The following is a 10,749-nucleotide window of genomic DNA, read 5'->3' on the forward strand; positions in this document are numbered from 1 at the left end:
CGCCTTCGATCTCGGCGCGAGCTTGGATAGTGGCCTCCGGTCCGCCTCCGCGAGAGTGAAGGATCGCCGCATGGCGCTCGTTCTGGAGACGCTGGGAATGGCCGCGGAGGAACGGCTCGCGAGCGCCCGCGCCGCGGACCTCCTGGCGGGCCTCGCCGATCGGCTCGCGTTCGAGGAAAGGCTGGAGGACGAGGTCAAGGCCAGAGCGAGCGGGGCCCGGCAGCAGCAGAAGCTGCTGGCGCTGCTCGTCCCGGCGATCGCGCTCGTGCTGATCGGCTCGATGCCTGCGCTCGCCACGGCGCTGGATAGCACCTTGGGTCGGTTCGTATTGATACCTGGAGCCGTCGTCCTCGAGGTTGAAGACCGGTGGTGCGAACGCGTCCGCCAGGAGCACGGGCGCCAGGGGGTCGGTCTCGTCGGCGTCGGCGAAGCGGATCCACCCTCCGTTGACGCCGCGCCCCGTCTTCTCCCCCCGCATGAACCCGAGGAACTCCTCGGGGGTCGCCCAGTCGAACCGTTGCAGGAGCGTCGGGGCGTCGGGGTACTCGCTGCCGTTGATGCGCTTGCACTCCTCACGCGGTGGGAGCGGAGGTGGCGACTCGGCGACGTGGGTGGGACCGTCGGCACGCGACAGGTCGGTGAACGTGGCCAGCGTCCGCAGGACCTCGCGTCCGTCCTGGACCAGCCGGCACGTCGCGGTGGAGTGGCGCTTGCCGGCGCGCACGACCTCGACCTCGAGCTGTGTCGGTCCGGCAGCCGGCGGTGCGATGAAGTGGCCCGTGATGGAGGCCGGATGCGGATGGGGCAGCGTGGCGGCCATCGCCCGGGCGGCCACGGCGAGGACGTAGCCCCCGTTGGGGGTCCCCCCGGGCGTCTGCCAGCGGTCGGTGAGTTCCCCACGCCAGCGGCCGTCGCCCGCGGGTTCGACCGCCGTGTCATCGGTGAAGACGCTCACACGCCACTCCTGTGTCGCCCGGTCACGCAGATTGCCACGAGGGATCGCGACCACTGGCAATGAGGACGGCCTCCCAGGTATCGTGGTCCCCGTCGAGCGGCTGACCCGTGGGCCCCTCCAGGCGGGCTCGCCACACGTCCGCGAGGACCTCGGTGTCGCCAGGCCGGTGGTCGGTGCCCTGGGATCGGGCGAGGTCCCACGCGTGCACGTGCCACTCGATGGCCGCCACCCCGACGTGCTGTCCGACCGTCCACACCGCCGACGGGGCGAGCATCATCGGCCAGTCCCAGTGACGGTCGGCGAGCTGCAGGTGGCGATTGGCGTGTCCGCTGAACACCTGCAGGTGGGTGCGGGCGGGCAGCAGCGGCAGACGCACCATGGCCTGCTCGTTGTGGTACGCGAGCTCGGCGCTCCGCAGCAGCGGACGGGTGCGGTCGGCGGGCGCGTCGTCGGCCCACTGCAGGTAATCGGCCGCGATGGCGTGCAGGTGGCGGACCAGCGTGTGAGCGTCCCACCGCGTGCAGGGCGTCGGGACCTGCCAGTCGGTGACGGTCTCCGCGATGCGCTCGATCGCCGCGATGCCGACACGTGCGGAGTCGAGCAGGCGGTAGCGACGCTCGGCGGGGCGCGGCTCCTCGCTCACGCGCCCGTCACACGCCCATCGGGTGCCACACCGTCTTGGTCTCGGTGAAGCGCAGGATGCGGCGCGGGTCGGGCTCGGCGGTCCAGTCCGGCTCGCCGTCGGTCGGCGGTCGGAGGACGCGCTTGATGTTGTCGGCAGCAGCGACCTCCAGCTCCGCCGCCGCGTCGGGCTCGACGCCGGCGAGGTCGATGGCGTTGACGTCCATGTGTCCGGCGAGGTGGGGGGCGAGCTCCTCGACGTGCCCGGTCAGCAGGTTGATGACTCCGCCCGGCACATCCGAGGTCGCGAGCACCTCGCTGAGCGTGATCGCGGGGAGCGGCATTCGGTGGGACGCGATGACCACGCAGGTGTTGCCGCTGACGACGACGGGGGCGATGACGCTGACGAGCCCGAGCAGCGGCGAGGTCTGCGGGGCGACGATCCCGACCACGCCAGTCGGCTCGGGGATCGAGAAGTTGAAGTAGGGACCCGCCACCGGGTTCGCCGCCCCGTCCACGACGGCGATCTTGTCGGACCACCCCGCGTACCAGACCCAGCGGTCGATGGCGGCGTCGACCTCACCAGCGGCGGCGGTTGCGTCGACGCCCCACGCCGCGGCGACCTCGGCCGCGAACTGCTCGCGTCGCCCCTCGAGGACCTCGGCGACGCGGTAGAGCACCTGCCCCCGGTTGTAGGCGGTGGCGGCCGCCCAGCCGGGCTGTGCCTTGCGGGCGGCGACGACCGCGTCGCGCAGGTCCTTGCGGGAGGCTCGCGCGGCGTTGGCAAGGAAGCGGCCGTCCGCGGCGGTGACCTCGTAGCTGCGCCCCGACTCGGAGCGTGGGAACGCCCCGCCGATGTACAGCTTGTAGGTCTTGCGCACGTCGAGCCGACCGGCACCGTCAGACATCGAGGCGCGCCTCCCCATCGGCGCCGTCAGACATCGAGGTACGCCTCCAGGCCGTGGCGCCCGCCCTCGCGTCCGAACCCGGACTCCTTGTAGCCACCGAAGGGCGAGGCGGGGTCGAAGCGGTTGAACGTGTTGGCCCACACCACGCCGGCGCGCAGGCGCTGCGCCATCCACAGGATGCGGCTGCCCTTCTCGGTCCAGACACCGGCCGACAGCCCGTAGGGGGTGTTGTTGGCCTTGTCCACGGCCTCGTCGGGCGTGCGGAAGGTCAGCACCGACAGCACCGGGCCGAAGATCTCCTCGCGCGCGATGCGGTGGCTCTGGCTCACCTCGGTGAACACCGTCGGTGGGAACCACCACCCCCGTTCGGGGAGGGTGCACTCGGCCTGCCACAGGTGCGCGCCCTCGGCGGCGCCGGCCTCGACGAGCTCGGTGATGCGCTCGAGCTGCTCTGACGAGTTGATCGCGCCCAGGTCGGTGTTCTTGTCGAGAGGGTCGCCGACCCGGAGCTTGCCGAGGCGGCGCTTCAGCCGGTCCATCACCGGCTCGACGACGGACTCCTGGACCAGGAGGCGTGAGCCGGCGCAGCAGACGTGACCCTGGTTGAAGAAGATGCCGTTGACGATGCCCTCGACGGCCTGGTCGAGGGCCGCATCGTCGAACACCACGTTGGCGGCTTTCCCTCCCAGTTCCAGGGTCAGCTTCTTGCGCGTGCCGGCGACGGCACGTCGGATGAGCTTGCCTACCTCGGTGGATCCGGTGAACGCGACCTTGTCGACGTCGGGGTGCTCGACCACCGCGCGCCCCGTCTCACCCGCGCCGGTCACGATGTTGACGACGCCGGGGGGCAGATCGGCCTGCTGGCAGATCTCGGCGAAGGCGAGCGCGGACAGCGGGGTCGTTTCGGCTGGCTTGAGCACCACCGTGTTGCCACAGGCGAGGGCGGGGGCGATCTTCCAGGCGAGCATCAGCAGCGGGAAGTTCCAGGGGATGATCTGTCCCGCGACACCGAGCGGCCGCGGGTCGGCGCCGTAGCCCGCGTGGGCGAGCTTGTCGGCCCAGCCGGCGTGGTGGAAGAAGTGCGCCGCCGCGAGCGGCACATCGACGTCGCGCGTCTCGCGGATCGGCTTGCCGTTGTCGAGCGTCTCGAGGACCGCCAGCTCACGGGCGCGCTCCTGGATGGTGCGCGCGATGCGGTAGAGGTACTTCGCGCGTTCGCGCCCCGACATCGGCCCCCACACGTCGTCGTACGCGCGTCGTGCGGCGGTGACGGCGCGGTCGACGTCCGCCGGTCCAGCCTCGGTGACCTCCGCCAGCACCTCCTCCGAAGCCGGGTTGACGGTCTTGAAGGCGCGACCGTCGCTGCTCTCGACGAACTCCCCGCCCACGAACAGCCCGTAGCTCGAGCGGATCGTGACGATTTCCCGGGCCTCGGGCGCCGGGGCGTACTCCCACGTCGGGGTGATCAGGTCGGGCACGTCGGAGATGGTCGCCACTGCGGCGTCGCTGGTCGCGGGCTCGGATGGGGTGGTCATGGGCGAAGGGTACGCGTGGTCACCGGTGGCGCGTCGTGACGACCGGGGCTCGATCGCGTACCCGCCTCCGACCGAGGACGACCGACTAGCCTCGTCCGTCCTCGCGTGCGGAGGGCTGATCGTGCCCGACGAACCCCTGCGGCGGATCGAACGGACCTCGCTGCCGGGAGTCGGCGAGCGCTTCGCGTTCAGACTCGGCGACGGACGCCACCTGTCGGTGCTCGTCCACAACACCGGACGTCGGGAGCTGTTCCTGGAATCCGCCGACGATCCCGACGCCAGCGAGCACCTGGTGTCGCTCGACGAGCGCGACAGCGTGTTGCTCGCAGAGCTCCTCGGCGGGTCCCAGGTCGTGCGCGGACTCGAGCGGCTCCAGCACGTCGCCCCGAACCTCGCGTTCGACTGGATCACTGTCGGCAACACCAGCGAGGCCGTGGGCCGGAGCGTCGGCCAGCTCGAGTTGCGTTCCACGACCGGCGTCACGGTCGTCGCCCTCCGCCGACGCGATCACACCGACGTCACCCCAGGCCCGGCGACGACGCTCCTGGCCGGTGACACGGTCGTCGTGCTCGGGACCCCCGAGAACATCCGCCGTGTCACCGACCTCCTGCGGCCGGGCTAGATGGACACCGGGTCGCTCCTGATCGAGCTCGGGGCGGTCGCGCTCATCCTGTCGCTGGTCGCTCGCCTCGCCGGCGGGATCGGCATCTCGGCGATCCCGCTGTACGTCCTGGCCGGTCTCGCCCTGGGCGAAGGCGGTCTCGTCCCCGTCATCACCGCCGAGGAGTTCCTCGAGGCCGGCGCCGAGATCGGCGTGATTCTGTTGCTGCTCATGCTGGGGGTGGAGTACTCCGGACGTGAGCTGATCGACGGTCTGCGCCGGACCGCCCCGGTCGCGGGGCTGGACCTGGTGCTGAACGCGGGTGCCGGGTTCGTCTTCGGGCTCGTACTCGGGTTCGGCCATCTCGGGGCAATCGTCCTGGGAGGCGTGACCTACGCATCCTCGTCCGGCATCGTGGCCAAGCTGGTCGACGAGTTGGGGTGGCTGGGGAACCGGGAGACGCCCGGGATGCTCTCGCTCCTGGTCGCCGAGGACCTGCTGATGGCGTTGTACCTGCCCATCCTCGGGGTCCTGCTCCTCGGCGGAGCCGGCGCTTCGCTGGTGGGCCAGGTCGCACTCGCCGTCACGGCTGCGTTCCTCGTGCTGGGGGTGGCGATCCGGTTCGGCGGCACCATCAGCGCGTGGCTCTTCACCGAGCACACCGAGGCGATGCTGCTCGGAGCCTTCGGCCTGGCGCTGCTGGTCGCCGGTGCCGCCGAGGCGATCCAGGTCTCCGCGGCGGTGGGAGCGTTCATGGTCGGCATCGCGATCTCGGGTCCCGCGCAGGAGGTGAGTCGTGCGCTGTTCCGGCCGCTGCGTGACCTGTTCGCGGCGCTCTTCTTCACGTTCTTCAGCCTGACGATCGACCCGGGCGACATCCCGCCCGTGCTGCTGACCGCGGTCCTGCTCGCGGTCGTGACCGGCGCGACCAAGTACGCCGTCGTGCGGTGGGGTGCGACCCGGGATGGCGTCGGTGAGCGTGGCCGCAACCGGGCCGGCCTGGCCATGCTCGCGCGGGGCGAGTTCTCGATCGTGATCGCCGAGCTCGGTGTGGCGTCCGGGATCGACGAACGGCTGGGTCCCCTGGCGGCGGCGTACGTGCTGATCCTCGCCATCGCCGGTCCCGTGCTGGTCCGCGTGTCGAGCGCGTATCAGTCGCGCGTGAAGTAGTCGGGCCCCGCGTAGCGCCCCGTCGCCTGCTTCTCGAGCTGCATGAGCACGTCGTTGACGAGGCTCGACGCCCCGATGCGGAAGCGGTCGGGGTGGAGCCATTCCGCCCCGGCGATCTCGTTGACCAGCACGAGGTAGCGGATGGCGTCCTTCGCGGTGCGGATACCGCCCGCGGCTTTGACGCCCCGGACCTCCCCCGTGGCCTGGGCGAAGTCGCGCACGGCCTCGAGCATGACGAGCGTCACGGGCAGGGTGGCGGCCGGTGAGATCTTGCCGGTGGAGGTCTTGATGAAGTCGGCACCGGCGATCAGTGCCAGCCACGACGCTCGGCGGACGTTGTCGTAGGTCGCGAGCTCGCCGGTCTCGAGGATGACCTTGAGGTGGGCTGATCCGCACGCCTCCTTCGTGGCGACGATCTCCTCGAAGACCTGACCGAGGCGTCCGGCGAGGAACGCCCCTCGGTCGATCACCATGTCGATCTCGTCGGCGCCCGCCTCGACCGCGGCACGGGTGTCGGCGAGCTTCACGGGCAGCGGGGCGCGCCCCGACGGGAAGGCGGTCGCCACGGCAGCCACCGCGACCCCGCTGCCGGCGAGCACCTCGACCGCGGTGGGCACGAGGTCGCCGTACACGCACAGGGCGGCGCAGTGGGGCACCGTGTCGTCGCCGGGGGCGGGGCGCAGCGCCTTGTGCGCCAGCGCTCGGACCTTGCCCGGCGTGTCCTGGCCCTCGAGGGTGGTCAGGTCGGTCATCGCGATGGCGGTGCGCAGTGCGCGGACCTTGGCGTCACGCTTGATCGAGCGCTTGGTCAGCCACGCTGCCCGCTCGTCTGCCCCGACCTGGTCGACTCCCGGCAGGCCGTACAGGAACCGGGCGAGCGCCGCCTCCGATCCCGCCGCGTGACGCACCGCCTCGGCATCGAGCGGGACGAGCGTCTGGCTCACGGCGGCTCCGGGCAGGGTGGAACCGAAGGGTACGCTCGCCGTCCAGACGAGGCGGTCCAGCCAGGGTCGCCGCGACCTCGCGAGGCTTCCCCCATGCCCCCCACGTCGGACGATGCCACCACGCCCTCGGTCGAGGCCGACTTGCCCACCATCGTGGAGCTCAGCAAGAAGCGCGGACTGGTCTTCCCGTCGTCGGAGATCTACGGCGGGCTGCGCTCGACCTGGGACTACGGCCCGCTCGGCGTGGAACTGAAGGAGAACATCAAGCGCCAGTGGTGGCGTTCGATGGTGCAGCTGCGTGACGACATCGTCGGGCTCGACAGCGCCATCATGATGGCGCCCCAGGTGTGGGAGGCGTCGGGTCACCTCGAGAACTTCACCGATCCGCTCGTCGAGTGCACCGTGTGCCACAAGCGTTGGCGCCTCGACCACCTCGAGGAGGCGGCCACTGAACGCGGTGATGACGGGCCGGTCACGTGTCCCGATGACGGCGGGACGCTCACGGACCCGCGCAACTTCAACCTCATGTTCAAGACCTTCCACGGACCCATCGAGGACGACAACGCGGTGGTGTGGCTGCGCCCCGAGACCGCCCAGGGGATGTTCGTCGACTTCGCCACCGTGCAGCGCGCGAGCCGGCAGAAGGTGCCCTTCGGCATCGCTCAGATGGGCAAGTCCTTCCGCAACGAGATCACACCGGGCAACTTCATCTTCCGTACCCGCGAGTTCGAGCAGATGGAGATGGAGTTCTTCGTCGAACCGGGGACCGACGAGGAGTGGCACCAGTACTGGATCGACGAGCGTCTGCGCTGGTACGTCGACCTCGGTATCCGCCACGAGAACCTGCGCATCCGCGAGCACGACGCCGACGAACTCAGCCACTACGCCAAGCGGACCGTAGACGTCGAGTACTACTTCCCCGACGAGTCCATGGGCTGGTCCGAGCTCGAGGGGATCGCCAACCGCACCGACTTCGATCTCAAGGCGCACGAGAAGGTCAGCAACCAGGATCTCAGCTACTACGACCAGCCCAACGACCGGCGCTACCACCCCTACGTGATCGAGCCGGCGGCGGGTGCGACCCGAGCGACCCTGGGGTTCCTCTACGACGCGTACCGCGTGGAGCAGGCGCCGACCGCGGAGGGCGGAACCGAGGAGCGCGTGCTGCTCGCTCTCGACAAGCGGCTGGCGCCCATCAAGGTCGCGGTCCTGCCGCTGAGCAAGAAGGACACGCTCCAGCCGACCGCCAGGCGCGTGTTCGACATCGTCAAGACCGAGTGGATGTGCGACTACGACGAGACCCAGTCGATCGGTCGCCGCTACCGCCGCCAGGACGAGGTCGGCACCCCCTACTGCGTCACGGTCGACTTCGACTCGCTCGACGACCAGGCCGTCACGGTCCGCGATCGCGACACGATGGCGCAGGACCGCGTCGCCATCGACCGCCTGGTCGACCACCTCCGGGAGCGACTGCCGCGGTGACCGCAGTGACCTCGATCCTGGTGTAACGCTGTACCACCGGACGGGCGAGGTGATCGGGGCCGCCCGTACGCTCCAAAGGTGAGGACGCTCGATCACGAGATAGCACCCGGGCGCCGACCGCCGACGACCGGTCGAGCCGGGTCGCGCACTGTCGGGTCGTTCGCGTTCCTCCTCTTGCTGGTAGTCGTCGTCTCGACCGGCGCGAGCACGGAGTCGGTGATCCCTACCGCTACCGCGGCGGGTGTCGCGGTAGTGCCGACTCCGGATCACGAGCATCTGCTCGCGCAGCCAGCCCAGTCCTCGTCGGAACGGTTCGAGGCGGCGGTCGCAGCCGCTGGTGGGGATGTTGTCGGCCGCATCGCTCGGCTCGGCATCCACATCATCGAGGTGCCCACACGGCGCGCCCCGGAAGCGTTACGAGACCTGTCGAGGTCCAGCGCGGTCGCGTTCGTCGAGCGCGACGCTCCCGTCACGCTCCTGACGCGACTCCCCAACGACCCTCTCTACGAGTTCCAGTGGAGTGCTGAACTCGTGCGTGCGCCGGAGGCGTGGTCGATCTCGGTGGGGGACGAAGAGGTCCTTATAGCGGTTCTCGACACGGGTGTGGATGAGTCACATGAGGACCTCCAAGGCTCGGTCGTGGGTGAGGCGAACTTCATCGATCCGGCGGCGCAGGCGGACGACGATCACGGGCACGGCACGCTGGCGGCCGGGGCAGCCACCGCACGCACCGACAACGGACGTGGTGTCGCCGGGCCGTGCTGGACCTGCTCCATCCTGGATGTGAAGGTGCTGGACGAGCAGGGCCGGGGAAGCCTGTCGAGCGTGGCGTCGGGGCTCGTGTACGCGACCGACCAGGGCGCCGACATCATCAACATGAGCCTCGGCTCATCCAACCCCTCGAGCACCCTCCAGTCGGCGGTGACCTACGCCGAGCAACGCGGCGTCCTGTTGGTCGCCGCGGCCGGCAACGCCGGGACGACCGACCTCGTCTATCCCGCCGCCTACGACGAGGTCATCGGGGTCGCCGCGGTGGACGAGTTCGACCAGCGCTACTCGTGGTCCTCGCACGGCGGTTGGGTCGACGTCGCCGCTCCTGGATGCACGCCGTCGACCGACTTCGACCCGTCGCGCCGGTACTCGTGGTTCTGCGGGACCTCCGCCGCCAGCCCGATCGTCGCCGGGATCGCTGGCATGGCGTTCGCGCTCGGAGCCCGACCGACGAACGAACAGGTCAGAACCGCGCTCTCGACGACGGCGATCCCCGTCGGTGACATCGTCAGGTTCGGACGGGTCGACGCGGGAGCAACACTGCAGACGTTCGTCGCCGCGTCGCCGTCCCCGTCACCCTCGCCCAGTCCGTCACCCTCGCCCAGTCCGTCACCCTCTCCGTCCCCCTCGCCGAGCCCGTCGCCGTCGCCCAGTCCGTCGCCGTCGCCGAGCCCGTCTCCCTCGATCGCACCGCTACCCCCGATCAGCGACGGTGACGACGAGCCCGTTCCCGCGCCCGCGCCGGGCACGACCATCGAGCGTCTGGCGGGGAGCGATCGGTACGAGACCGCCGTCACCATCAGCCGCACGACGTTCGACTCGGGGCTCGATGAGGTCTTCTTGGTCAGCGGCGAGCGCTTCCCTGACGCGCTCAGCGCTGGTGCTGCCGCGGCGACGGTCGGGAGCCCGGTGCTGCTCACGCGCCCCGACGTCCTGCCGCAGCCGGTCGCGGACGAGCTGCGTCGGCTCGCGCCACGTCGGGTCACGATCGTCGGGGGACCTGACGCCGTCGAGTTGGAGGTGGCGGAGCGAGCCGGTGCTGCAGCTGGCGCACCCCTACGGCGGGTGGCGGGGGCGACCCGGTACGAGACGGCCGCGGCAGTCGCGGCAGCGTACTTCGCCGCCCCGCTCGGCACGGCGTACGTGGCCACCGGCGAGACCTTCCCCGACGCGCTGGCGGGCGTGCCCGCGGCGGGGAGTGACGACGCCCCCCTGCTGCTCGTGACCAGGGACGACGTCCCGGTCGCCGTCGAGGCGATGCTGGAACGCCTCGCCCCAGAGCGGATCATCCTGCTGGGAGGCGAGGAGGTGATCACGCCGGAGGTGGCTCGGCGGCTCGCGGAGATCACACCCGACTTGCAGCGGATCGCCGGCGCCGACCGCTACGCGACCGCGGCCGCGATCGCGGAACGCACCTTCCCGGGTGAGTCCGCCGCCGTGTTCCTGGCGACCGGGACGACCTTCCCGGACGCGCTCGCGGGAGGCGCGGCCGCTGCAGCTCTACCTGCTCCGATCGTGCTAGTGACGCGCGACGCCGTACCGGACCCGTCACAGGAGGAGCTCACCCGTACAGGCGCGCACACCCTCAAGGTGCTCGGTGGGGTGCTGGCGATCTCGGAGGACACCGCCCAGCAGGCGGCGCAGTTCGCCAGCGAGGGCGATCCCGCCTAGTCGGAAAAGGCGGGGGCGGCGTCGCTGTTCAACGCAGCTGCAGGTCCCGGACGTGGGCGTCGGTGTCGAGGTGGCGCGGGCGCTCCCCGGA

General features: G+C 70.7%; 9 protein-coding genes. 4 read left to right on the forward strand and 5 right to left on the reverse strand.

What is annotated here, in order from left to right:
* The 4 genes from KY469_17260 to KY469_17275 form a co-directional block, all read right to left on the reverse strand.
* On the reverse strand, window positions 1-955 hold a 955-nt coding region (locus KY469_17260), incomplete at its 3' end, for a thioesterase family protein (GenBank protein MBW3664851.1).
* 22 nt (window positions 956-977) lie between these two features.
* On the reverse strand, window positions 978-1,598 hold the full coding sequence (locus KY469_17265; GenBank protein ID MBW3664852.1) for a maleylpyruvate isomerase N-terminal domain-containing protein: 621 nt from the start codon (window positions 1,596-1,598) through the stop codon (window positions 978-980).
* A 7-nt stretch (window positions 1,599-1,605) separates the two neighbouring features.
* On the reverse strand, window positions 1,606-2,484 hold the full coding sequence (locus tag KY469_17270) for an aldehyde dehydrogenase family protein (protein MBW3664853.1): 879 nt from the start codon (window positions 2,482-2,484) through the stop codon (window positions 1,606-1,608).
* Between the two features lie 26 nt (window positions 2,485-2,510).
* Window positions 2,511-4,019, reverse strand: coding sequence for an aldehyde dehydrogenase family protein (locus tag KY469_17275; protein MBW3664854.1), 1,509 nt, complete (start codon window positions 4,017-4,019; stop codon window positions 2,511-2,513).
* 121 nt (window positions 4,020-4,140) lie between these two features.
* On the opposite strand from KY469_17275, the gene KY469_17280 reads away from it, so the two are divergent.
* On the forward strand, window positions 4,141-4,641 hold the full coding sequence (locus tag KY469_17280) for a potassium transporter TrkA (GenBank protein ID MBW3664855.1): 501 nt from the start codon (window positions 4,141-4,143) through the stop codon (window positions 4,639-4,641).
* Window positions 4,642-5,790 (forward strand): cation:proton antiporter, encoded by a 1,149-nt coding sequence (locus KY469_17285; protein MBW3664856.1) that lies wholly within the window; start codon window positions 4,642-4,644, stop codon window positions 5,788-5,790.
* Here KY469_17285 and deoC read toward each other — a convergent pair.
* On the reverse strand, window positions 5,772-6,749 hold the full coding sequence (deoC, locus tag KY469_17290) for a deoxyribose-phosphate aldolase (protein ID MBW3664857.1): 978 nt from the start codon (window positions 6,747-6,749) through the stop codon (window positions 5,772-5,774). The two genes, KY469_17285 and deoC, sit on opposite strands and share 19 nt — an antisense overlap.
* A gap of 78 nt (window positions 6,750-6,827) precedes the next feature.
* Between deoC and KY469_17295 the strand changes: the two genes are divergently transcribed.
* Window positions 6,828-8,216 carry a glycine--tRNA ligase gene (locus KY469_17295; protein MBW3664858.1) on the forward strand — a complete coding sequence of 463 codons (1,389 nt, stop codon included), beginning with the start codon at window positions 6,828-6,830 and terminating at the stop codon, window positions 8,214-8,216.
* 252 nt (window positions 8,217-8,468) lie between these two features.
* The gene (locus KY469_17300; protein ID MBW3664859.1) at window positions 8,469-10,658 is read left to right on the forward strand and encodes a cell wall-binding repeat-containing protein; all 2,190 of its coding nucleotides are present in this window, start codon (window positions 8,469-8,471) and stop codon (window positions 10,656-10,658) included.
* Window positions 10,659-10,749: the final 91 nt, after the last annotated feature.

It is taken from the genome of Actinomycetota bacterium (assembly GCA_019347575.1).
In the GTDB taxonomy this organism is placed as follows: Bacteria; Actinomycetota; Nitriliruptoria; order Nitriliruptorales; family Nitriliruptoraceae; genus JAHWKY01.